The 20,323-nt window shown below is 64.5% G+C and carries 25 protein-coding genes and 1 pseudogene; 13 read left to right on the top strand and 13 right to left on the bottom strand.

The features are described from left to right. Positions 1-50 precede the first annotated feature (50 nt). From J3L12_RS11520 to J3L12_RS11540, 6 genes are all read left to right on the top strand, one after another. Positions 51-554 (top strand): nitrous oxide reductase accessory protein NosL, encoded by a 504-nt coding sequence (locus J3L12_RS11520; protein WP_208015207.1) that lies wholly within the window; start codon positions 51-53, stop codon positions 552-554. After that, a complete protein-coding gene (locus tag J3L12_RS11525) occupies positions 551-1,306 on the top strand; it encodes a hypothetical protein (protein ID WP_208015208.1) in 756 nt (251 codons plus the stop codon). The genes J3L12_RS11520 and J3L12_RS11525 overlap by 4 nt, the downstream gene beginning before the upstream one ends. A gap of 8 nt (positions 1,307-1,314) precedes the next feature. Then, on the top strand, positions 1,315-1,746 hold the full coding sequence (locus J3L12_RS11530; RefSeq protein WP_208015209.1) for a copper chaperone PCu(A)C: 432 nt from the start codon (positions 1,315-1,317) through the stop codon (positions 1,744-1,746). Positions 1,747-1,920: 174 nt separating this feature from the next. After that, positions 1,921-2,055, top strand: coding sequence for a hypothetical protein (locus tag J3L12_RS16975; protein ID WP_279381127.1), 135 nt, complete (start codon positions 1,921-1,923; stop codon positions 2,053-2,055). Continuing rightward, on the top strand, positions 2,052-2,864 hold the full coding sequence (locus J3L12_RS11535) for a TlpA family protein disulfide reductase (RefSeq protein ID WP_208015210.1): 813 nt from the start codon (positions 2,052-2,054) through the stop codon (positions 2,862-2,864). The genes J3L12_RS16975 and J3L12_RS11535 overlap by 4 nt, the downstream gene beginning before the upstream one ends. A 236-nt stretch (positions 2,865-3,100) precedes the next feature. Beyond that, complete coding sequence (locus J3L12_RS11540) at positions 3,101-3,382, top strand: metal-sensitive transcriptional regulator (RefSeq protein WP_208015211.1); 282 nt, start codon at positions 3,101-3,103, stop codon at positions 3,380-3,382. Between the two features lie 37 nt (positions 3,383-3,419). Here J3L12_RS11540 and J3L12_RS11545 read toward each other — a convergent pair whose 3' ends face one another. After that, complete coding sequence (locus tag J3L12_RS11545) at positions 3,420-3,800, bottom strand: universal stress protein (RefSeq protein ID WP_208015212.1); 381 nt, start codon at positions 3,798-3,800, stop codon at positions 3,420-3,422. Positions 3,801-4,268: 468 nt separating this feature from the next. Here J3L12_RS11545 and J3L12_RS11550 point away from each other — a divergent pair, with 468 nt between their 5' ends. Beyond that, complete coding sequence (locus tag J3L12_RS11550; protein WP_208015213.1) at positions 4,269-5,336, top strand: VanW family protein; 1,068 nt, start codon at positions 4,269-4,271, stop codon at positions 5,334-5,336. A gap of 4 nt (positions 5,337-5,340) precedes the next feature. Here the strand turns inward: J3L12_RS11550 and J3L12_RS11555 are convergent, their stop codons facing one another. The 6 genes from J3L12_RS11555 to J3L12_RS11580 all read right to left on the bottom strand — a co-directional run bounded on the left by J3L12_RS11555 (position 5,341) and on the right by J3L12_RS11580 (position 9,421). Next, on the bottom strand, positions 5,341-6,504 hold the full coding sequence (locus J3L12_RS11555; protein WP_208015214.1) for a VLRF1 family aeRF1-type release factor: 1,164 nt from the start codon (positions 6,502-6,504) through the stop codon (positions 5,341-5,343). Between the two features lie 149 nt (positions 6,505-6,653). Beyond that, complete coding sequence (locus tag J3L12_RS11560; RefSeq protein WP_208015215.1) at positions 6,654-7,112, bottom strand: CBS domain-containing protein; 459 nt, start codon at positions 7,110-7,112, stop codon at positions 6,654-6,656. Between the two features lie 42 nt (positions 7,113-7,154). Then, the gene (locus tag J3L12_RS17095; protein WP_208015216.1) at positions 7,155-7,466 is read right to left on the bottom strand and encodes a cation-transporting P-type ATPase; all 312 of its coding nucleotides are present in this window, start codon (positions 7,464-7,466) and stop codon (positions 7,155-7,157) included. Further along, on the bottom strand, positions 7,463-7,912 hold the full coding sequence (locus tag J3L12_RS11570) for a universal stress protein (RefSeq protein WP_208015217.1): 450 nt from the start codon (positions 7,910-7,912) through the stop codon (positions 7,463-7,465). Before J3L12_RS11570 ends, J3L12_RS17095 begins: the two co-directional genes overlap by 4 nt. 44 nt (positions 7,913-7,956) lie before the next feature. Beyond that, positions 7,957-8,934 carry a universal stress protein gene (locus J3L12_RS11575; RefSeq protein ID WP_208015218.1) on the bottom strand — a complete coding sequence of 326 codons (978 nt, stop codon included), beginning with the start codon at positions 8,932-8,934 and terminating at the stop codon, positions 7,957-7,959. 178 nt (positions 8,935-9,112) lie between these two features. Then, the gene (locus J3L12_RS11580) at positions 9,113-9,421 is read right to left on the bottom strand and encodes a hypothetical protein (protein ID WP_208015219.1); all 309 of its coding nucleotides are present in this window, start codon (positions 9,419-9,421) and stop codon (positions 9,113-9,115) included. A gap of 412 nt (positions 9,422-9,833) precedes the next feature. Between J3L12_RS11580 and J3L12_RS11585 the strand changes: the two genes are divergently transcribed. The 3 genes from J3L12_RS11585 to J3L12_RS11595 are packed head-to-tail and all read left to right on the top strand — an operon-like array spanning position 9,834 to position 10,658. Beyond that, entirely contained in the window at positions 9,834-10,151 is a 318-nt protein-coding gene (locus tag J3L12_RS11585; RefSeq protein ID WP_208015220.1) for a DUF883 family protein, read from the top strand. Further along, positions 10,139-10,414: a hypothetical protein gene (locus J3L12_RS11590; RefSeq protein WP_208015221.1), complete on the top strand. Its 276-nt coding sequence runs from the start codon at positions 10,139-10,141 to the stop codon at positions 10,412-10,414. The genes J3L12_RS11585 and J3L12_RS11590 overlap by 13 nt, the downstream gene beginning before the upstream one ends. 28 nt (positions 10,415-10,442) lie before the next feature. Continuing rightward, on the top strand, positions 10,443-10,658 hold the full coding sequence (locus tag J3L12_RS11595; RefSeq protein WP_208015222.1) for a hypothetical protein: 216 nt from the start codon (positions 10,443-10,445) through the stop codon (positions 10,656-10,658). 330 nt (positions 10,659-10,988) lie between these two features. Here the strand turns inward: J3L12_RS11595 and J3L12_RS11600 are convergent, their stop codons facing one another. From J3L12_RS11600 to J3L12_RS11620, 5 genes are read right to left on the bottom strand one after another with little or no spacing between them, the layout of a single operon-like run. Continuing rightward, positions 10,989-11,957, bottom strand: coding sequence for a CapA family protein (locus J3L12_RS11600; protein ID WP_208015223.1), 969 nt, complete (start codon positions 11,955-11,957; stop codon positions 10,989-10,991). A gap of 52 nt (positions 11,958-12,009) precedes the next feature. Then, entirely contained in the window at positions 12,010-13,737 is a 1,728-nt protein-coding gene (gene polX, locus J3L12_RS11605) for a DNA polymerase/3'-5' exonuclease PolX (RefSeq protein ID WP_208015224.1), read from the bottom strand. After that, entirely contained in the window at positions 13,734-14,543 is an 810-nt protein-coding gene (locus J3L12_RS11610) for a hypothetical protein (RefSeq protein ID WP_208015225.1), read from the bottom strand. The genes polX and J3L12_RS11610 overlap by 4 nt, the downstream gene beginning before the upstream one ends. Then, complete coding sequence (locus J3L12_RS11615; protein ID WP_208015226.1) at positions 14,540-16,975, bottom strand: ATP-binding protein; 2,436 nt, start codon at positions 16,973-16,975, stop codon at positions 14,540-14,542. Before J3L12_RS11615 ends, J3L12_RS11610 begins: the two co-directional genes overlap by 4 nt. Further along, entirely contained in the window at positions 16,968-17,657 is a 690-nt protein-coding gene (locus J3L12_RS11620) for a dienelactone hydrolase family protein (protein ID WP_243455177.1), read from the bottom strand. Before J3L12_RS11620 ends, J3L12_RS11615 begins: the two co-directional genes overlap by 8 nt. A gap of 165 nt (positions 17,658-17,822) precedes the next feature. On the opposite strand from J3L12_RS11620, the gene J3L12_RS11625 reads away from it, so the two are divergent. After that, a complete protein-coding gene (locus J3L12_RS11625; protein WP_208015228.1) occupies positions 17,823-18,629 on the top strand; it encodes an NYN domain-containing protein in 807 nt (268 codons plus the stop codon). A 109-nt stretch (positions 18,630-18,738) separates the two neighbouring features. Here J3L12_RS11625 and J3L12_RS11630 read toward each other — a convergent pair whose 3' ends face one another. Then, the gene (locus J3L12_RS11630; protein WP_208015229.1) at positions 18,739-19,044 is read right to left on the bottom strand and encodes a ferredoxin family protein; all 306 of its coding nucleotides are present in this window, start codon (positions 19,042-19,044) and stop codon (positions 18,739-18,741) included. A 160-nt stretch (positions 19,045-19,204) separates the two neighbouring features. On the opposite strand from J3L12_RS11630, the gene pdxH reads away from it, so the two are divergent. Further along, positions 19,205-19,837 carry a pyridoxamine 5'-phosphate oxidase gene (pdxH, locus tag J3L12_RS11635; RefSeq protein ID WP_208015230.1) on the top strand — a complete coding sequence of 211 codons (633 nt, stop codon included), beginning with the start codon at positions 19,205-19,207 and terminating at the stop codon, positions 19,835-19,837. A gap of 173 nt (positions 19,838-20,010) precedes the next feature. Continuing rightward, a pseudogene (locus J3L12_RS11640) lies at positions 20,011-20,323 on the top strand (hypothetical protein); the annotation flags it as partial.

A 20,323-nucleotide genomic window follows, 5' to 3' on the forward strand; every position in this document is an offset into this window, starting at 1 on the left:
GGACTCCTGGGCCGGGGGTTGATGCGCTCCCGGCCCTGCAAGGAACCCCTATGAAGCGACGCACCGTCATCAAAGGACTGCTGGCCCTGCCCCTGGGCTTTGGCGTGCTGCAACCGGCGCTGGCTGCGGCCCGGCCCCTGCGGGTGGGCGTGGATGCCTGCCCCTACTGCAACATGACCATTCTGGACGCCCGCTACGCCGCGCAAATGGTCTCCACCACCGGCAAGGTGTTCCAGTACGACGACGTGGGCTGCCTGCTCGACCACGTGCTGGGTTATGGCGGCCCCCAGGCCACCCCCAAAGAGATGTATGTGGCCGACTTTGCCGCCTCCGAGCGCAGAGAGGCCCGTTTTTTGCAGGCGGAACAGGCCCACTTCCTCTTCAATGAGCGTATCCGCACCCCCATGGGGGTGGGGCTCCTGGCCTTCAAGAGTGCCAGGGAACTCGAGGATTACCTGAAGGAGCGGCCCCAGCACGCCGGCGAGAAGCTGCGCTGGAACGAGCTGCTGGCTCGAGGGCGCAAGCAGGCCTGGGTGCCGGGTTACGGACGATGAACGCCCTTTTGCCGCTTTACGCCAAGGCCCTCCTGCGCAACCCCTGGGCCTTTGCGCCGGTGGGCCTGCTGCCCCTGCTGGCCCTGGCGTTTGCAGGCCGGGGCGAAGCGGTGGCGGTGGTCTCGCTCTTTGCTTCGCTGGCGCTGCTGCTACCTCCCTTTGTGCTGGCCCTGACGCTGCCCCTGCTCACCCCCCGAGAGGACTGGGCCTTCTGGGCTGGCATGCCCCAGAGCCCGGCCCGGCTCTACCTGGCGGGGGTCTGGGGGGTGGGGCTGGGCCTGAGTCTGCCCGTTCTGACCGGGCTGGCGCTGGCAGCGGGGCTCCTGGGGCTGGGGTGGCCGGCGGCAGGGCTCCTGCTGCTCTCTGGGTTGGGCCTGCTGTGGCTCTGGGTGGCGTGGGCGGGCTGGGTGGGGGCGGGCCTCGAGCCCTCCCGGGCCCTGGGCCTGGGGCTCTTGCTCTGGGGCGTTCTGGTACTGGCTTACGACCCCCTGGTGATCGGGCTGGCGGTGGCCCTGCGGGCGTATCCCCTGGAACGCTTCCTGCTGCCTGCGGTGCTCCTGAACCCCCTGGAACTCTTTCGGGTGGGGCTTCTGTACGCCCTTCAGGCCCCGGTGCTGGTGGGATCGACAGGCTACCTGCTCAAGGAGTTTCTGGGTTACACGGGGGGGCTTCTGCCGGTGGCGGCGGGCCTGCTGGCGGTGGGGCTGGGGTTTTTGGGGGCCGCTTGGCGCTTTGCGAGGAGGGATAGATAATGAGCTGGATGCGTGCGTTAGTCGCTGTTCTGTTTGCCGGTCTGGCCCTGGCCCAGCCCACGCTAAGGCTCGAGGAAGGCTGGGTACGGCGGGTGCCGGGGAACATCACCGCCGCTTATATGGTGCTCTACAACCCCACCGACAAGCCCTTGAAGATTGTGGGGGCCAGCACCCCCATCGCCACCCGGGTCGAGTTTCACCAGACTACCCACAGCGGCCACGACGAGCACCTCGACCTTTCGGCCATGCGGCGGGTAGAGGCCCTGACCGTACCGGCCAGGGGCCGCCTCAAGATTCTGCCCGGTGGCTACCACCTGATGCTCTACGGCTTACGCGAAAAGAACCCCAGGCCCCTGGCCGAAGGGCAGAAAGTGCCCATTACCTTGCGGCTCGAGGGTGGGGCCAGCCTGACCTTCACCCTGACCGCGCAGATGCGCTAAAGAGTCCATCAGGCAGGGCCGAGGGCCAACAATCCGATACCCCCATTGCCCTTTGGCTTTTGACTATTGGCAAATGCATACCCCCCACCATTACAAGCAAAACAGGGCGCATATCTACCCCTGAAGCACAGTTTGCGCTTTATATCCCCCTGGGGTATAATATCCAGCGTGGATATGCTGCGAACAACCAGGGCCGGAATGGAGCGCCTGTGCGGCTGGTTGTCCTGCCGGTTGCGCGGGGTCTCGTTGTGCAAGCTGATGCCCTGGCTGGTGCTGATTCTTCTGGGATGGATGGTGTATAGCCGATGAAACTGACCCCGGATGCTCTGTTATTGGGCCCTCTGGCCCTGAGCTGGCCCAACCTGGCCCTGCTGCTCGGCATTCTGGCCTTTACCTGGCTGGCCGCGCGTCAGGGGGTGGAGGGGAAAGCCTGGTGGGTGTTGCTGGTGGCGGTGCTGGCGGCTCGAGTGGGCTACGCCGTAGAACATCTGTCTACCTGGCCCAATGTTGGAGCCGCTTTGCTCGGCGTTCTAGACATCCGCAGCGGAGGCTGGAACTGGTGGGTGGGGTTTCCAGCCGGGGCCCTGGCAGCGCTTTTCCTGCTCAAGCGGGAAGCAACCCGCTTGCTGGTTCCGGGGGCGGCCTCGCTGGCCGTGGCTTTTTTACCGCTGGGACTGCAGTATGGCCTCACCCGTCCGGCCCCATCGGCCAGCAAACCGGCCCTCGAGACCCAGGTGCTACAGTACCTCGAGGCCGGCCAGTCCCACCCCAGCGAGGTGCGTTTTGCAGACCTGCCCAGGCCCATGTTGGTCAACCTCTGGGCTACCTGGTGCCCTCCCTGCCGGGCCGAGATGCCCCTGCTGGTGGAGTACCAGCAGAAGGGCTATCCCATCGTGCTCCTGAACGCAGGGGAAGACCCAGGGGCCATTCAAAGCTTCCTGCAGCAGAACGGGCTAAAGGCGCGGGTCTTCCTGGACACTGCCGGTTTGCAAAGGGCCTTTCAGGTGAGTGGGCTGCCCACCACCTTGCTGATTGGCTCCGATGGGCAGGTCATGGCCCGTCACCTGGGGCCTGTCAACCGGGCTCAGCTCGAGCAGCTTTTGCAGCAGCTCAACTAGCGCTTACGCACCTGGCTGATGGCTGATAGCAGGTCACCAGAGACCTCTTCTGCTTCGGGCCGTGGATTCCATACGCCCATCGCGTTTCCCACATTTACGCTACACGCGATGCAGCGTAAATTACCCCACACGCCATAGCTTCCAAAGGATGCTGTGTGGGGTATTCGTGGGAACCGCTCCAGGAGAACGTTGGAAGAAAAGCGGTCTTGGTGTACGATACCCCCTGGGGATACGCTATGAGCGCTGCCAGCAGCAAAAAACACAACCTCGAGGCCCGTGCCCGTGTGCTGAACCGCCTCAAGCGGCTCGAGGGGCAGGTACGGGGCCTGCAAAAGATGGTTGAGGAAGACCGCGACTGCCGCGAGATTCTGACCCTGCTCTCAGGTATCAAAAGCGCCCTGGAAGCCACCGGCGACCTGATCTTCGAGACCTATCTGGAGGAGTGCCGAGCCGACCTTGCCAAAGGCCAGGGCGATACCAAGGCCATTGTGGAGGTTGTGCGCCTGCTGCGGCACTGATCTCCTGCTCTTCTGCAAAAAACAGAGATGTGTTGCTTCAGGCTTCTGGACAGGGCACCACCAACACTGGGGTCTGGCAGCGGCGCACCACCCCTTCTGCCACCGAGCCCATCATCCAGCGCCTCAGGCTGCTGCGCCCGTGGCTGCCCAAGGCAATCAGGTCGAAGTCCGGGGCTTTCTGCATGATGAGCTGCTCGGGCAAGCCGGTGGGCTGGAGGGCCTTGCGCGCGACCCCAAGCTTCCGGGCCAGGGCGGTGGCTTGCTCGAGGGCCAGCTTGCCGTGGTGGCGGTCAATATCGCGCAACATGGGCAGTCGGGTTCGCAAGCCAGGGTCGGCGGGTTCTTCGCCGTGCTCGAGGACGTTGACGAGTTCAACTGCCTTGGCCTCGGCTCCATAGACTTGAAGGCCGCCCCACATCAAAGCACCTGGTCAGGTGCTCGAGCGCAACCCTGGCCATCAGGCTCTTATCATTTGCTTGGAAGCATTGGTTGCAGCCCCCTCACCCGGCAACACCGGGTTGCTATCAGAAGTGTCCTGTTCGGCAAAATGAGCGCCAAGCTAAGTACCTCCCGCCTGTGTTTTGGCTAATGGGATGATCGAAAATCACTCGGGTATTGCGCCCGGAGCATGGTTTTCTGGCGCAGTCTGAATTCATCTCTAAACCTCATACTGGCGCAACTTAACCGACGGTGTCGCCACCCTCTCCCACAGGGGGAGAGGGAAAGGGGAAAACGATAAAAGCCTGGCCTGGCCATAACCACCCCCTCCAGCGCTCACCCTGGTGGGCGGGCATTAGCGGGTGATTACTGCCCTCCCCGGGGTAATGCCCTGGTAATCCTGGAAAGCTAGCTTGAGGGTGAGCCATGAGGGGTTTGGGAGGGAGTCATGCGTGCGCTGGTCGCTCTATTCAGCTTGCTCTCGCTGGCCTGGGCCGAACTCGAGGCAGTTTTGGTGGTGCGGGAACAGGTGCTGGAGAAGGGACAAGTGGTGGAGTACATCGGAACCCGGCACTACCCCATCCCAAGCGAGGCCGCCCTCGAGCCGTTGATTAGTCAACTGAGCCGCCCGGCACGCCCAGCGCGTTTTATCTTCGAGCCTCACAAGGGCTGGATGGCCGTCCAGAAACTGGGGTATCGCCTGGATGCCGATGCTGTTCGGCGGGCCTACCGGGCTGCGCTCGAGGCGGGCAAGTCCTCTTTTATATTGCCCGTGACGGTAGAGCAGCCCAGACCTAGCGTCCACGACCTGTGGCAGCGCGGCATCGTGGAGCTGGTGGGCGAGGGAACCACCAACTTTGCGGGTTCGCTGCCCAGCCGGGTTCACAACATTCGGCTGGCTTCTGCCCGGTTCGATGGCGTCCAAATACCTCCTGGCACGGTGTTTTCGTTCAACCGGGCGCTGGGGCCGGTCACGCCCGCCACCGGCTACCAGAAAGCCTGGGTGATCCGGGGCGACCGAACCGTGTGGGATGTGGGGGGTGGGGTCTGCCAGGTCTGCACCACGCTCTTTCGGGCGGCTTATTTTAGCGGCCTGCCCATCGTGGAACGCCACCCCCACAGCTATCAGGTGGGCTACTACAAACCCACCGGCCTCGACGCCACCACCGCCCCGCCCAAGGATCTGCGCTTCAAAAACGATACCCCGGCCCACCTGCTCATCCAGACCTCTATCCAGGGCCAGAACCTGACCTTTCGCTTCTTTGGCACAAAAGACCGCGAAGTCAGTTGGCGGGGGCCGGTGATACTCTGGCGCACCCCTCCCCTGCCCACCCGCTACATCTACGACGCCACCCTGCCCGCCGGATACCGTCGGCAGATTGACTTTGCCGCCGAGGGGGCGCTGGTACGGGTGTACCGAACCGTCCGGCTGCAAAGCGGGGCGGTGCGGCAGGATGTGCTCGAGAGCCGCTACAAGGCCTGGGGGGCGGTATATCTGGTAGGCCTCCGTCGCTAGAGGATTACCAGCGGGGCATACCGGCCAGACCGCCCAGCTCCTGCTGCAAGCGCTCCGCAACTTCGGCATGGACAAACTCGAGCCTGGTGCTATAGCGGGCGGCCAGCTCGGGCAGCACCCGCTTGAGTTCAACTTCTTCTACTGGCTGGCCGGGGCCGTGGGCCTGGGCGGCCTGGGGGCTGCTGCCAACCCAGCCATCGGCAGAGCGCCAGGCCTTTTCCTGCAGATGCCAGGGCACCAGCAGGTACTGCAAGCGCCCTTCCTGCAGCAGGCTCAGCACCTGCTCGAGGCCCCCCACCCCTTTCTCCCGCACCTGCGAGAGGAGGGCTTCTTCTTCTTGTCGCTCCACCGCTTCGATGGTCGCCGAGACGGTTTTGAGCACCTCTGCCGGGCTGGGGGTCGCGGTGTGCAGCGGGGGCAGCAGGGCCACTACCTTTTCGGCTACCGGCCTGGGGAGGGCCTGCCGGGCTTCCTCGGGCATCCCCAGCAGAATCAGCCGCTCCAGGCCACGCTCGGCCATCTGCTGCTGCAGGATGATACCGGCCTCGCGGAAGAAGCGCTGGCTCCACTCGTCCACCCGCCGCTGGTAATGATCTTTGCCCGAACCGCCCCGCGCCGCTACCCCTACCGGGCTGCTGGCCGGAGCCGCGCTGCGCCCGGGGGTGCCAGTGCGGTCTTCGCCCAGGTAGCGCCAGTTGTGGGTGTCCAGCAGCCGGAAGGCATCGGCCACTTCTTCAATCTCGCCCAGGAATACCTCGAACAGCCGCAGGCGCTCCTGATCCATGTGCACCACGCCGTAGCGCTGGTACTCCTCGAGGGCAAAGAGCAACGGGGCCAAATAAGGCGGCCCCCAGTGGGCTTCCACCCCCGCGCGGGACTCGAGCAGGGGCAGCTCGACCTGCAGGTGGTAGTCTTCAAACAAATCCTCGGCCACAAAGAGCGCCCGGGTACGGCCCTGGGGGATGTAGTGTTGCAGGCGCTCGAGCACTTTTTTGCTAAGGGCTGGCGGCACCTCGAGGCGCTCGAGGGCCTCCCGGGCCCGCAGCACGTAGGCCTTGCCGCTGTTGTCGGGGTTGGCCGGGTTCACCCCCAGGTACAAGGAGAGCAGCGGGGCCGGATGCGGCGCAATGGTCGCTCTGAGGTAATCAATTTGCGCTTTGCTGAGCATAAGTCTCCTTTCTACAAGTCAAGGGCGGAAGATAGGTTCATTGGAGGCATCCCGGTTACCTGCTTACCAGTCCACCAATCGCAGAGCGGCAACTTCAAAAATCAGTCGTTCGGGACGATAGCTCTGGCGCTTTGCACTTTGTGTTCGGCTCATGTGGCGTGCTCCTGTTGCATCACCCGGAGCAGGTCGTAGCGGGAGATGATGCCCACCACCTTGCCCCGGCGCACCACCGGGATACGGTTGATGTCGTGCTTGAGGATCAGGGCCAGCACCCGCTTGAGCGAAGCCTCGGGCGAGACCGTGACCACCGGGGCGTGCATGATGTCCTGGGCCCGCAGGTTGCGGGCTGCCTTGTAAACCCGCTCCACCTGGTCGGGGTAGAGCCAGTTGCTCAGTACATTGGCGCTCTCGAACAGGGAAAAAGGCACCATCCGCCCAGGGTGGCGGCAAAAATCGCCCTGGGTGATGATGCCCCTCAATCGGCCTTCGCCATCCACCACCAGCACGGAGCCTATGCGGTGCTCGAGCATTTTCTGGGCCACCTCCACCAAGGGCGTCTGGGGCGAGACAGTAACGATGGATCTGGCCATAATCTCCCTGGCTTTCATGGGGCACCTCCCACCTGCCTCGCCTCCCACCGGTGTTCTCTCTCATGACGGCGTAACCAGGCCACCATGAGCATGGCAAAAGCCCAGCTCAACGAGAGCGCTACCGCTACCAGAGCCCAGGCCACCCAGGGCAAGGGGGTCAGGCCCAGCACGGTACGCAGCGGTTCCAGAACCGGGGTGAGCAGCAACCCCGCACTGGCCAGAAGAATCCACAAGAGTGTAGATCAGCGGGCTTCTAAACTGGCGCAAAAAGTGCCGCCAGAGGGGTTCTGGCGGCTGCTCAGGCAGGGTGTTGGGGCCGTAGCGAGCCAGCCGATTCACCGCCTCCTGGGTGGATAGTCCGCGCTTGTTCATGTGGCCTCCTCCCCAGGGTGGCGCACCACCAGCACCGGCTTGGGGCTGCGCTGCAAGACCTTCTGGGTGACCGAACCGAGCAGAAGCCGATCCAGCCCGCTGCGCCCGTGGGTGCCCATCACCACCAGGTCGTGCCCGGCGGCCTCTTCCACAATCACCTGAGCGGCGTTGCCCTGCTTGAGCTCGGTTCTGGCCGAAACCCCCAGGTACTGAGCAAACCCTTCGGCCCGTTCCAGGGCCTGCTTGCCCGCCACCTCGAGGTCGCGGGAGAGCTCGGGGTAGTAGGGAATGGTTTCAGGCCCAATCAGGATGCGGGCCACCACCGGCTCCACCACGTACAGCAAGGTAGCTTCGGCGCCCAGGCTTTTGGCCAACTCGAGGCCTATCTTGACCGCAGCCTCACTGGGGGCGCTTCCATCGGTGGGAATCAGGATTCGGCGATACATGGCTCCTCCTTGTTCGTTTCAAAGCAGGTTTGCCGTGAGGTCACTCAGCGTTCCCCTGGCGGGGGCAGGTGGGCCTCGTCGGGGTGGGTCAGGGCCGCCGGGTTGCGTACCAGCAGAATCGGCTGGCGGGCCTGCTGGGCCACATCCTCGGCCACGCTGCCCAGCAAGAGCTTGCGCAGCCCGGTGCGTCCGTGGGTGCCCATCACGATCAGTTCGGCCTTCTCTTCCTCGGCCACCTCGCGGATGCGCTCGCCAATCAGGTGACGTCCGGCCTCACGCAGCACCGCGTGGGCCTGTTTGCAGTGCTCACAGCGCTGGATGGCTTCTTGCAAGATGAACTCGCCCTGCTCGCGCAGGCGGGCCTGTTCCTGGGCCAGTTGGGCCTGGAGCTGGGTCTGGTCGGTAAACATCCAGGCCCGTCCCGCACTCACATAGAGCTGGGTCAGGTCGGGCACCACATACACCACCGAGAGTCGGGCCTTCAGCGCTCCGGCCAGTGCATCGGCATGTTGCAGGGCCAGATCGCTGTAAGAGCTGCCGTCAATAGCCACCAGAATGCGCTTGAACAGGGTGGGTTTGGCATCATCCCCCTGCGTCAACAAGAGGGGCATCGGGGCCAGGCGGGCCATCCGCTCGGCCACGCTATCCAGCAAGACGCGGGGCAGCCCCGTGCGGCCATGCGTGCCCATCACCACCAGGTCGCAGCCGTGGGCCACCCCGGCATCCACCAGGGCTTCGGCCACGCCGGGCCTGCTCTCGGGTTCGGTGCTGGTGAGCTGGGTGGCACAGGACACCTGGGCCCGGCTGGCCTTGCGCTCCCACTGCTCGAGCAAAGCCCGACCCACCGTGCGGGCCCGCTCGAGGGCTTCCTGCACATCGCGCAGCTCACGGTATCGCTGCGGCTCAATGACGTGCACCAGCACCACCGAGGCCCCCAGCCGCTTGGCCAGGGCCAGCCCCACTGCCGCCGCGTGCTCGCTAGGGGGTGAGCCATCTATGGGCAACAGAATGCGTTGATACATAGCCACCTCCACTCGCCTCAAGCAAACACCTCAGCGACCTTTCCCTTGAGAAGAGGCTGCTGAGGTGGGAAGAAGGAAAGCCGTTGCCGACTTACCTCCTTGCATCCTCAGGGTAGCCCTGTGTGGCAACCCCGCCAAGGGGTGTTTGTCCCCAGGCACCATTCGGCAGGCCGGGTAACTACAAGGCCACCTGACCACGGCTACCTCCAGCAGGCCCGCCCACGGCAGGATGGGTGGGGGCGAAATCGGTCTCGGTGATGGTGAGGCCATATCCTCTGGCCTCCTGCTGGAGCCACAATGCCAGCAGCTCGTCGGAACAGGGGTCGAGTTCAACTGCATGGGCACCGGGAACCAGCCAGACCAGCGGGCCACATCCATACACCAGGCTGACCAGTTCTCGCCGCAGATGCTCGGCAAAAGGGCTTCCCCCCTCCACCCGTGCATGGCTGTACACGGTGGTTCCGTCGCTAAACTTCCAGAAGAACATGGCCACCTCCTTTCCCGAATATCCGAGTGAGACGAAGCCACCGGGCTATCAGAGCCCCGAACTGATCTGAATCTCGAGCAAACCGCTCGAGCTGCGGTATCCGGCACTTTCAGTATAGCCCGCCGAGGAAGGGTTACGTGTCCCTTACCTTGAACACCCGGGAAGGGATTGTTGTGCGCCTCGGCAGACGCACCTGTTTAGCACAGCCATCCCGGCCAGAAGCTCAACCAACCTGTAGGCAGCCTCGGGAAAGAACCCCAGGAGGTATGCAAGGTCAACTGAGTTTGTCCTGAAGTAGATGTCACCAGGGCATTACCTACTACCCGTCCAATCTCGAGCCACTCGGGACACCTGCCCCATAGCGTTAGGAGTAGGTTTAAGTTTGCAAAGAAAGCCCATCAAGGAGGTGGTTATGGCCATCATGGAACCCAACGTGACTAGAGAGTTGCAAGATATCCGCAACGACCTGACCTTGCTTCGCAAAGACTTGAGTGAGCTGGCCCAGGCCATGCGCGTCAACCTGAAAGACGAGAGCAAGCACCTGCGCGAAGAGATGTTCCATACCTTTGATACCGTCCGCGAACGGGGCGACAAGATCATTCACAATGTGGAACATCGCATCGAAGAACGTCCCTTCCTGAGCGTGCTGGCGGCTTTTGGTGTAGGTCTCCTGGCGGGCTGGTTCACCGAGCGGCGGGCGCTGATGGGGCGCCGGGTGTGGCGGGAATAGTTGAGGTCTTGCTGAGCCTCCTGGATGTGCTGGAGGCCGAGGCGCGCTCACTGCGGATGGGCTTTCTGCGCGTGGTGAGCGCGCTTCTTGTGTTGGTAGTGGCTGGCCTGCTGGTACTGGGCGGGTTGCTGGTTCTTCTGTGGGCGGCTTATCTGTGGTTCAGCAGCCTGATAGCCCCACCCCTGGCGGCTTTGCTGGTCAGCCTGCTGTCGCTTTTGTTAGCCGCAGGGTTGTGGTGGCGGGCCCGAAGTATGCTTCGCTAACCCTGGCCAGTGGATTGTGGAAATGCCTATGGGCAGTGCATCTGACCAACCCCCAGACCGCACAGAGACCAGGGCCCGACTGCAACAGGCCGCCCGGCGTTTTGACCAGGAAAGTGTAGGCTGGGCCGAGCAGCACCCCAACGAGACGCTGGGCCTGGCTTTATTGCTGGGTTGGCTGCTGGCCCGCTATCCTCGCTTGCGTCGGGTGCTGGGCCGGCTGCTGGTTGAATACCTATTGCGCTAGAGACAAGCCAGCTTTTTGAAGTTCCCAAACCCAGCCTGCATTTGAGCCGAAAAACCTTGCGAGTAGGCCCAAGGCCGACGAAGCAACCCAGAAGAGGATTGCCAAACGGTTGGCTGGGCAGAGTGAACTGGATGGCTTCGCATCCTGCGGATGCTCGCGATGCATGTACAGTCGTACAAATACCCGTACAGAAGTGTCAATTGTCGCGGCTAAGCTATGGACTATGCTGTGTCTGGCATAAGCCGGATCAGATGCCTTTTCGTTCCTCCCCTACAACGTAGGGGGTAGGGGCCCGAGGAAAGCGTGCGGGCTGGCGCATGGTTAACTCCTTTAGCAAGCCACCCAAAGCCGCGCCCCTTCGCGCGAGACGGGGGTGCCCAGTTCCGCCGAGAGCATCTGCACCCGTTCGGCGATGGCCTCCCAGGTGGGGCCGGTGGCCAGGTTGACCTGGCAGTTATCAATGAAGAGGGGCGTCAGCTCCACTTCTCGAATGCGTTTGTCGAGCTTAAGAGTGTACAGCAGGCCCCAGTCGTTGCGCAGCACCGGGTCTACCGCGTAGTCGTCCACGAACTCGCCGCAGTCGTAGAGGATGGGCCTGCCCCGGTAGACCTCGAGGCCCTGGAAAACATGGGCGCTGTGCCCGTGGAATACGTCGGCCCCGGCCTCGATGAGCGCATGGGCAAAGGCCCGGAAGTGGGGCGGGGGGTAGAGGCGCATGTTGGGCCCCCAGTGGGCCGAGACCACCACCCAGTCGGCCCCCTGGGCGCGGGCCTGGCTTATCTGCTCGCGAAGTACCGGCAGCGATTCCGGCGCGACGGGCAGGTAGTAGGTGCCGGGGGTGTGGGGGCCGGCCTTCCAGCCTGGCTCGTTGTCGGTGAAGGCCACCACCCCCACCGTGTACTCCCCCACCGACAACAGCACCGGGCGGCGGGCTTCGGCCAGGTTGCGCCCGGCCCCCACGTAGGGGATGTGGGATTCTTCAAGCAGTTCCAGCATCTGCAAGAAGGCTTCCTCTTCGTAGTCCAGCACATGGTTGTTAGCCAGCACCACGCAGTCTATGCGGGCCAGCTTGAGGGCCTCGAGGGCCCGGGGATGGGCGCGGAAGTGAAAGGCCTTTTCCCAGCGGCTAAAGGGCCGGCCCCGGTCGGAGATGACACACTCGAGGTTCACCACCCGCAGATGGGCCCGTTGAAACACCTCCAGCACATTGCCAAAGGGATAGGCCGCCCCGTAGCGCAGCAGGGCCTCGTTCACCAGGCGGCCCAGCATCAGGTCGCCGGTCAGGCAAAGGGTAATCATGCCTTCCTCCCAGTTCAGCCTGGGCCTTCGGCGTTACCGGCCCATTACCCCCTTACCCCCGCACCGCCCGAAGCCAGTCCAGGAGGGCCGCCAGGGGACGGGTGTTGAGAATCTGCCCAGGCCCCAGCCAGGCCCGCTGGGCGGTGCCCACGGCCAGCTCCATGAAGCGCAGGTGGTCGAGCTGGTGGGCATCGGTGGCGAGGGAAAAGCACAGGCCCAGGCCCCCGGCCTGCCGGGCCAGGGTGTCGGGCAGATCCATACGGTCGTAGTATCCGTTGATCTCCAGGGCCTTCCCGAGGGCCTTAGCCCGCCGGAAAATCTTCTCCCAGTCGGCCTCCAGGCCCTTACGCTGGCCCAACATGCGGGCGGTGGGGTGGGCCAGGATGTGCACCGCAGGGTGTTCCAGCGCCCGCAGGAGGCGCCGGGTCTGCTGCGCAGGGCTTAGCTGGAAGTGGGAGTGCACCGCCACCAGCACCACCTCGAGGCCCCACAGCACTTCCTCGGGGTAGTCCAGCGAGCCATCGGCTCCGATCTCCACCTCGGCCCCGGCCAACAAGTAGGGCTTGCCGCCGGTTTGTTCGTTGACCTTGCGAATCTCCTGCAAACGGGCCTGCACCTGGTGAAGCGGCACCCCATGGGCTATCTTGAGGCTCTGGGAGTGGTCGGTGACGGCCAGGTATTCGTAGCCTAGCTTGCCTGCGGCGCGGGCCAGCTCGAGCAAACTGGCCTTGCCATCCGACCACCGGGAGTGCACCTGGAGGTCGCCACGAACCTCCTCGAGCTGCACCAGCCGGGGCAGCCGTCCGGCCAGGGCCGCCTCGATTTCACCGCCGTCCTCCCGCAAGGGGGGTGGAATCCAGGGCAGACCGAGGGCCCGGTAGACCCCTTCTTCGTCCTCACCTGCAACCCGGGCCTTTCCCCGCCAGACCCCGTACTCGTTGAGCTTGAGGCCCTGCTTCTGGGCCAGGGTTCGCAGCTTGATGCTGTGGGCCTTGGAGCCGGTCAGGTACTGCAAGCCGCTCCCCCAGGCCGCCGGGGGTACGGTCTTGAAGTCTACCTGCAAGCCTTCCAGCAAAAAGACCGTGGCCCGGTTCTCCCCCACCGCCTCCACATCGGCAATGCCCGGCAACCGCACCAGGGCCGCCAGCACCTCGGCAGGCTTTAGGGTGGCAATCAGAAAATCGAGGTCGCCCACCGTCTCGCGGTAGCGCCGGAGCGAGCCGCACACCTCGGCCTGCACCACCCCCGGCTGGGCCCGCACCTGACGAAGCAGATCCCTGGCCTGCCCCAGCACCGCGCCCAGGGGCCTGCGCTGGGTAGCGGCCTCGGCCAGGGCCAGGTTTTCCAGCAGATGCTGGCGTTTTTTCTCGCCAAAACCGGGCAACCTCCGCACCTGGCCCGAGGTCAGGGCGGCCTCGAGCTTGGCCAGCGAGTCCACCCCCAGCCGTTCCCACAGCAGCCTGGCGGTTTTGGGCCCCACCCCCGGCACCCGCAGCACCTCCAGCACCCCAGGGGGCACCTGGCGGGCCAGCCGGGCGTGGGCCTGGATGTCACCGGTGCGCAAATATTCCTGAATTTTGGCGGCCAGGTCTGGGCCAATGGCCGGAAGGGCCTCGAGGGCTTCGGTTCCCTGGGCCGCCAGTGCCTCGATGGGGGCCTCGAGGTCGGCCAGGGTGCGGGCAGCCTGGGCGTAAGCCCGCACCCGAAAGGGGTTCTCGCCCAGGAAGGCCAGCATCTCGGCCATCTCCTGAAACCGCCGGGCAATCTCGGCGTTTTTCATCGCACCAACAGCACCGGAGCGCGGGACAGCGCCAGCAACTGCGAAAGCCCCTCCCCTTCCAGCAGGGGCAGGTCGGCCCCCAGCACCAGCCCGTCGCAGCCACTGCGCTCGAAGACCTGTGCGAGCTGTTCCAGGGTGGCCGCCCCCAGGTGCATCGGCCGAACCAGAACCCCCTGCCGCACCTGCCAGGCCTGCACCCGGGCTGCCAGCTCGCTGCCAGGCCCCAGCATCAGAACCGTTAGAGGTTCGGTGCGGCTCTCCATCCAGGCCAGGGCCGCGTCCAGCACGGCTTCGGGCTGCCGGGCCTGGGGGTGCAGGACTACCATCGGATGCCGGAAGGCCCTCCCGCGCGGCTGCAACAGCACCCACCGGGCCGCCTCGGGCAGTACCAGGCGCAGCGCGGAGGGGGTCGGCACCGTCAAACCCATTACCCGGCCTGCCGTGCCGATGACCCATATATCCTCTTGCGGAATCTCTTCGCTCAGGGCCCGTTCGGGCTCCCCCCGCAGCACCTGGGCCCTCCAGGCCACCCCCAGCCGGCGGGCGGCCTGCTCGAGGGCGGCCTGGGCCTGGGCCGCCAGGGCCTGGAGCTGGGCCTCCAGGCGCACCTCCTCCAGGGCCTTCCCCCAGGGGCTGACCTGCCTGGCCACCGGCAGGTCGGCCCAGCGCAACAGGCGGGGGTCTTCCAGGAACAGCCCCAGCACCTCGGCCCCCAGCCGGGCCGCCAGCTCCACTGCGGCGGCGATGCTCTCTTCGTCGCGGGCGGCTACGTCCAGGGCCAGAATGACCCGGCGGCTCTTGCTCATGGGTTCCCTCCTGCGGGCGGGGCGGCAAAGGCCCGCACCTGCTCGGCAAAGGCCATCAGCTGGGCCTCCACTCTGGCATTCAGGCTGCCCTCGGGGAAGCGCCCGTCGGCGCCCCGCTCTCCGGCCTCGAGGCCGGTCAGAATGCTCAGGGCCTCGTCCACCGAGTCCACCGCCCAGACCCGGAACTGCCCCCTGGCCACCGCCTCCACCACCTCCGGGCGCAGCATCAGGTGCTGGACGTTCGCGCGGGGGATGATTACCCCCTGCTCACCGTTCAGGCCTGCATCGCGGCAGACCTCGAAGAAGCCCTCGATCTTCTCGTTGACCCCGCCGATGGGCTGGGCCTGGCCGTGCTGGTTGACCGAGCCGGTGATGGCGATGCCCTGGCGGATGGGAACCTGGGCCAGGGCCGAGAGAATCGCGCACAGCTCGGCCATGGAGGCGCTATCCCCCTCCACCCCACTGTAGGACTGCTCGAACACCAGGCTGGCCGAGAGCGAGAGGGGCCGCTCGCGGGCGTAGCGCTCGCCCAGGAACCCGGCCAGAATCAGCACCCCCTTGGAGTGCAGGGGGCCGCCCAGCTCCACCTCGCGTTCGATGTCCACCACCTCGCCCTTGCCCAGCCGCACCCGGGCGGTAATGCGGGTGGGGTGGCCAAAGCTGTAGCCCCCCAGGTTCAGCACCGAGAGGCCGTTGATCTGCCCCACCCGGGCCCCGCTGGTGTCCACCAGCAGGGTGCCGCGCCGCACCGCCTCCTGCAAGCGCTCCTGGACGCGGCTGGCCCGGTAGATCTGCTGGGCGATGGCCTGCTCGATGTCCTGGGCGGTTATGACCTCGTGCTGGGCCTGGGCCGCCCAGTGGTCGGCCTCGCGCAACAGGTCAAGGAGGGCCTCGAGGGCCGCCGAAACCTTGTGGGCATCGGCAGCCAGGCGCGAACCGTGTTCAATCACCCGCGCCACCGCCTCCTTGTCCAGGGGCCGTAGCTGTTCGCGCTGGGCCAGCGAAGCAATCAGGCGGGCATAGGCCTGCTCCCCTTCCGGGGTGCGCTCCAGGGCCTCCTCGAAGTCAGCGGCCACCTTAAAGAGCTCCAGGAAGTCCGGGTCGTAGGCCGAAAGCAGGTAGTACAGCAGCCGATCCCCCAGCAGAATCACCTTAACCCGCAGGGGAATGGGGGCGGGTTGCAGGGTCACGGTGCTGCTGAGGCCCAGCACGTCGCTTACCGAGCGAATCTGAATCTCTTTGGCCCGCAAAGCCCGTTTGAGCTCCTCCCAGGCATACGGCTGCAACAGCACCCGCCGGGCGTCCAGAATCAGGTAGCCCCCGTTGGCCCGGTGCAGCGCCCCAGGGCGTATCAGGGTAAAGTCGGTGACCAGGTTGCCGAGCTGGGCCCGGTACTCGATGCGGCCCAGCAGGTTGGAAAGCGCAGGATGGTCTTCCTCCACCACCGGGGCTCCCTGGCTGCCGGCGTTGTCCACCAGCAGGTTCACCCGGTAACGGTCGAAGCTGCGGCTGTCGGCCAGCATCTTGCCCAGGGCCGCCTCTAAAGGGTTCTCCGACTCGCTGGGGTTCGCCAGGAACTGCCCCGCGTTTTCAATCAGATCCTGCTCCACCACCTCCAGATAGCTCTGTACCTCGGCCAGGTCGTGGTAGGGCTCGCGCACCCCGTTCAGCAGGTGGGCAATGGCGTGGCGGGTCACCTCGCGGTTGAGTTCGCGGATTTTCTGGCGTCGCTCGCTCTCCCACTGTGGGGCCTGCTGCAGGATGGCCTGCAATTTCTGGTGCAGGGCCTCCATGGCCTCCTGGATGCGCTTTTGCTCCTCCTCGGGGAGCTGCTCGAAGGCCTCGGGGGTAATGATCTCGCGCTCGCGCACCGGGGCCAGGCCCATGCCCATGGGGGTACGGATGATAGCGATGCCCTGCTGGTTGGCCTCGGCCTGGAGGGCATCGAAGCTGGCCTGCTGCTTTTGTTTGAACTCCTCGTCTATAATCTGCCGCCGGGTGCGGTAGTCCTCGCTCTCGAAGGCCGCCGGAATGGCCACCCGCAGCTCCTCCACCAGCCGCTCCATGCGCTCCTTGAGCTCTGCCCCGCGTCCGGCGGGCAGCCGCAGGGCCTGGGGTTTGTGGGGCTCGAGGAAGTTGTGCACGTATACCCAGTCCGGGGCGGGGGGCTCTTGCTGGGCCTGCGCCTGGGTGAAGTGCCGCACCAGGCTCTGCTTACCCACCCCCATGGGCCCCAGGGCAAACAGGTTGTAGCCCTCGTGGGGCATTTTCAGGCCAAACTGCACCGCCTGGATGGCCCGCGTCTGTCCGGGGAACTCGAGCAGGGGCTTCAGCTCCGCCGTGGTGCGAAAGTCAAACTGGCTCGCATCGCAGGTCTTGCGGAGCGATGCCACCGGCAACAGGTTGGCCTGGAGGGCTTGCGGTTCAGGCATGGTCGGCCCCCTTTGCAACGCCCAGGTGTTGGGCAAACCAGTCCCGCGCCAGGCGGGCCACCTCCTCCAGCTTGCCCGGCTCCTCAAAGAGGTGGGTAGCCCCCGGCACCACCACCAGCTTTTTCGTGCAAGTGAGCCGCTCAAAGGCCTGCTGGTTGAGCCGCAGCACCTCCACGTCCCACCCCCCCACAATCAGCAAGGTCGGGGCCCTGACCTTTTCCAGGGCATCCCCGGCCAGGTCGGGCCGCCCTCCCCGGGAAACCACCGCCCGCACCCGCGCAGGCTGCTGCGCTGCCGCGACCAGGGCCGCCGCCGCCCCGGTGCTGGCCCCAAAATAGGCCTGCTCCAGGGGCCGGGTCAGGGGGTTGAGGGCCAGCCAGTCGCTCGAGGCCACCAGGCGTTCGGCCAGCAAGCCAATATCAAAGCGGTACTGCCGGGTGTAATCGTCCAGTTGCTCCTCTTCGGCGGTCAGCAAATCAAAGAGCAGGGTCGCCAACCCAGCCTGTTGCAGTTCCTGGGCAATGTAGCGGTTGCGGGGGCTGTGCCGACTGCTGCCGCTACCGTGGGCAAAGATAACCATCCCCCTGGCCCCCGGAGGAATCCCCAGGTCACCCTGAAGCGCGGCTTCGGAGTCCAGAGGAATGAGGATGGACTCGGTCTGGACAGGTTGGCTTGCAGGCATAGCGCACCTCGTTTCCATAGAGCAACTTAACTTGACCCCTGTTCTCAGTCTGGAACCCCAAAATTACCAGGGCGTTACCATTTCGGCAGGAAGCGCTCCGGTCACGGCCCCATCAGGCCCTATACTGAGTCCGGGGCTTGTAAGGAACTTGGTACAGGCAAATCTATGGCAGGCCGATCCGAAATCAAAAACATGGCGCTGTTCTGCGATTTCGAGAACATTGCCCTGGGGGTGCGGGAGGCCCAGTACCCCCAGTTCAACATTCAAAAAATCCTCGAGCGGCTCCTGCTCAAGGGCAGCATCGTGGTTCGCAAAGCTTACTGCGACTGGGAGCGCTACAAGGAGTTCAAGGCCGCCATGCACGAGGCAGGGTTTGAGCTCATCGAGATTCCCCATACCCGCCTCTCGGGCAAAAACTCCGCCGATATCAGGCTGGTGGTGGATGCCCTCGACCTCTGCTACACCAAGTCCCATGTGGACACCTTTGTGGTGATTAGCGGCGACTCCGACTTCTCGCCCCTGGTGTCCAAGCTGCGTGAAAACAACCGGCTGGTAATTGGGGTGGGCGTGAAAAAGTCCACCTCGGACTTGCTGACCGCCGCCTGCGACGAGTTCATCTTCTACGACGACCTGGTGCAGGAAGAGGTCGCGCAAAAGCGGGCTGCCAAGCCCGGTAAAACGGCATCCAAAGCCAAGACCCCCAGCCAGAAGCCCGAAGACAAGCAGCAGGAGGCCCTCGAGCTGGTCCTCGAGACCCTTCTGGCCCTGCAAGCCGAGCGCGGCGGGGAGGAACGCATCCTGAGTTCGCTGGTCAAGCAAACCCTCAAGCGTCGCAAGCCTGGCTTCAATGAAGCCTCCTATGGCTTCCGCTCGTTTAGTGCGCTCCTGGAGGAAGCCCAGCGCCGGGGGCTGGTGCGCCTGGAGCGCGACGAGCGCTCGGGGGGCTACATTGTGTATCCTCGAGGGGAGTAACCCCACTCATCGCGTTTCCCACATTTACGCTACATGCGGTGCAGCGTAAATGAACCCACACGCCATAGCATCCAAAGGATGCTGTGTGGGGTATTCGTGGGAACCGCTCTCAGGGGCTGCGCTCGCCATGGAGCCCCCACTTGGCCTGGAAACTGGCCCTGTCCAGAGCGAAGTAGTCGCGGTTCTTTTCGATGTAGCCTTGCCACTGGGGCGGCACATCCTGCTCGATAAAAATGGCCGCTACCGGACAGGCCGGCACGCAAGCGCCGCAGTCTATACACTCGTCGGGGTTGATGAAAAGCATCACCTCGCCCTGGTCTTCCTCGAGCTTGGGGTGGATGCAATCCACCGGGCATACTGCAACACAGTCGCGGTGTTTGGCCCCCACACAGGGTTCGCAGATCACATGTGCCATACCATCACCTCACCCCTCTTTGCAGCGGCCTCCCCTTCAGGTAGCTCCAGCACCTGACCCCAACCCGATGGGTCGCGCCCCAGACTTGGCTTCAAGCTAAGGCAGGGAGATTACAAAAGCGTTACCAACTCATCATTTGGAATCGGTGCATAATACAAGCATGCTCCGCGACCTTCGCAGCGACTACACCTATGGCGCCCTCAGCGAGCAGGACGCCGACCCCAACCCCTTTCGGCAGCTTCAGCGCTGGCTTGCGGAGGCCCTCGAGACCCACCTCTACGAACCCCACGGCATGACCCTCTCCACGGTGGGCGAGAATGGGCGGCCCAGCAGCCGGGTGGTGCTGCTGCGGGGGTTGGACGAGCAGGGGCTGGTCTTCTTCAGCAACTACCAAAGCCGCAAAGGCCGTGAGCTGGCCTCGAACCCCTGGGCCTGCGTCAACTTCTGGTGGCCACCCCTGGAGCGCCAGGTGCGCATCGAGGGGCTGGTCGAGAAAGCCGAGCCCGAACTCTCCGACGAATACTTTGCCAGCCGCCCCTACGAGAGCCAGATTGGGTCAGCGGCCAGCCCCCAGAGCGAGGTGATTGCCAGTCGGGAGGTTCTGGAAGAGCGCATGGCCGAGCTGCGGGCCCGCTACCCCGAAACCGTACCCCGGCCAGCCCACTGGGGCGGGTTTCGCCTGAGGCCGGACACCTTCGAGTTCTGGCAGGGCCGCCCCAACCGCCTGCATGACCGGCTGCGCTACCGCCTCCAGCCGGACGGGGGGTGGGTCATTGAACGGCTGGCCCCCTGAGCCGCTACATTGTAGCGCTTTTTACAATGATGAGGCCGTCCGTTACTGGAAGCCCTTTGTCCTGGACAGAACAGTGGCCGCCGGGATGGCCGGCTACATTCAGAATATGGCTTCTTTATGTAATCACTGGTGCTAGTTGAAAAGTAGCGGGAGAAAGGAATAGGGTCTGGTGTATGCGGCCAGACCCGAGATGCATTCTATCGCTGGAAGACGTTGCTTTGGTGATGTACGTTGGGGTAGACGATGCCCTGCGTTCGAAGGCTGAACAGCATGAACATCAACAAGCCAAGCTCAGCCTTAGTGAGTTGGTCACCATCGGGCTGATGTTCAGCCTCAAAGGCGGCTCATTCCGCCGGTTCTACCTGTGGCTGGTCGCCAACCTGGGTGACTGCTTCCCCCATCTACCTGAACGCACCCGTTTGCAGCGACGACTACTCCAGTACCAAGCTTTGGTCGTACATTTTCTGGCCGAACCCAGCTTGTTCT

The sequence above is a fragment of the Meiothermus sp. CFH 77666 genome, from assembly GCF_017497985.1.
Taxonomy (GTDB): Bacteria; Deinococcota; Deinococci; order Deinococcales; family Thermaceae; genus Meiothermus.

Excerpts from the sequence above, each read along its gene's own strand:
- J3L12_RS11520 (WP_208015207.1), top strand. The coding sequence starts at position 51 with ATGAAGCGACGCACCGTCATCAAAGGACTGCTGGCCCTGCCCCTGGGC.
- J3L12_RS11525 (WP_208015208.1), top strand. The coding sequence starts at position 551 with ATGAACGCCCTTTTGCCGCTTTACGCCAAGGCCCTCCTGCGCAACCCC.
- J3L12_RS11530 (WP_208015209.1), top strand. The coding sequence starts at position 1,315 with ATGCGTGCGTTAGTCGCTGTTCTGTTTGCCGGTCTGGCCCTGGCCCAG.
- J3L12_RS16975 (WP_279381127.1), top strand. The coding sequence starts at position 1,921 with ATGCTGCGAACAACCAGGGCCGGAATGGAGCGCCTGTGCGGCTGGTTG.
- J3L12_RS11535 (WP_208015210.1), top strand. The coding sequence starts at position 2,052 with ATGAAACTGACCCCGGATGCTCTGTTATTGGGCCCTCTGGCCCTGAGC.
- J3L12_RS11540 (WP_208015211.1), top strand. The coding sequence starts at position 3,101 with ATGAGCGCTGCCAGCAGCAAAAAACACAACCTCGAGGCCCGTGCCCGT.
- J3L12_RS11545 (WP_208015212.1), bottom strand. The coding sequence starts at position 3,800 with ATGTGGGGCGGCCTTCAAGTCTATGGAGCCGAGGCCAAGGCAGTTGAA.
- J3L12_RS11550 (WP_208015213.1), top strand. The coding sequence starts at position 4,269 with ATGCGTGCGCTGGTCGCTCTATTCAGCTTGCTCTCGCTGGCCTGGGCC.
- J3L12_RS11555 (WP_208015214.1), bottom strand. The coding sequence starts at position 6,504 with ATGCTCAGCAAAGCGCAAATTGATTACCTCAGAGCGACCATTGCGCCG.
- J3L12_RS11560 (WP_208015215.1), bottom strand. The coding sequence starts at position 7,112 with ATGAAAGCCAGGGAGATTATGGCCAGATCCATCGTTACTGTCTCGCCC.
- J3L12_RS17095 (WP_208015216.1), bottom strand. The coding sequence starts at position 7,466 with ATGAACAAGCGCGGACTATCCACCCAGGAGGCGGTGAATCGGCTGGCT.
- J3L12_RS11570 (WP_208015217.1), bottom strand. The coding sequence starts at position 7,912 with ATGTATCGCCGAATCCTGATTCCCACCGATGGAAGCGCCCCCAGTGAG.
- J3L12_RS11575 (WP_208015218.1), bottom strand. The coding sequence starts at position 8,934 with ATGTATCAACGCATTCTGTTGCCCATAGATGGCTCACCCCCTAGCGAG.
- J3L12_RS11580 (WP_208015219.1), bottom strand. The coding sequence starts at position 9,421 with ATGTTCTTCTGGAAGTTTAGCGACGGAACCACCGTGTACAGCCATGCA.
- J3L12_RS11585 (WP_208015220.1), top strand. The coding sequence starts at position 9,834 with ATGGCCATCATGGAACCCAACGTGACTAGAGAGTTGCAAGATATCCGC.
- J3L12_RS11595 (WP_208015222.1), top strand. The coding sequence starts at position 10,443 with ATGGGCAGTGCATCTGACCAACCCCCAGACCGCACAGAGACCAGGGCC.
- J3L12_RS11600 (WP_208015223.1), bottom strand. The coding sequence starts at position 11,957 with ATGATTACCCTTTGCCTGACCGGCGACCTGATGCTGGGCCGCCTGGTG.
- polX (WP_208015224.1), bottom strand. The coding sequence starts at position 13,737 with ATGAAAAACGCCGAGATTGCCCGGCGGTTTCAGGAGATGGCCGAGATG.
- J3L12_RS11610 (WP_208015225.1), bottom strand. The coding sequence starts at position 14,543 with ATGAGCAAGAGCCGCCGGGTCATTCTGGCCCTGGACGTAGCCGCCCGC.
- J3L12_RS11615 (WP_208015226.1), bottom strand. The coding sequence starts at position 16,975 with ATGCCTGAACCGCAAGCCCTCCAGGCCAACCTGTTGCCGGTGGCATCG.
- J3L12_RS11620 (WP_243455177.1), bottom strand. The coding sequence starts at position 17,657 with ATGCCTGCAAGCCAACCTGTCCAGACCGAGTCCATCCTCATTCCTCTG.
- J3L12_RS11625 (WP_208015228.1), top strand. The coding sequence starts at position 17,823 with ATGGCAGGCCGATCCGAAATCAAAAACATGGCGCTGTTCTGCGATTTC.
- J3L12_RS11630 (WP_208015229.1), bottom strand. The coding sequence starts at position 19,044 with ATGGCACATGTGATCTGCGAACCCTGTGTGGGGGCCAAACACCGCGAC.
- pdxH (WP_208015230.1), top strand. The coding sequence starts at position 19,205 with ATGCTCCGCGACCTTCGCAGCGACTACACCTATGGCGCCCTCAGCGAG.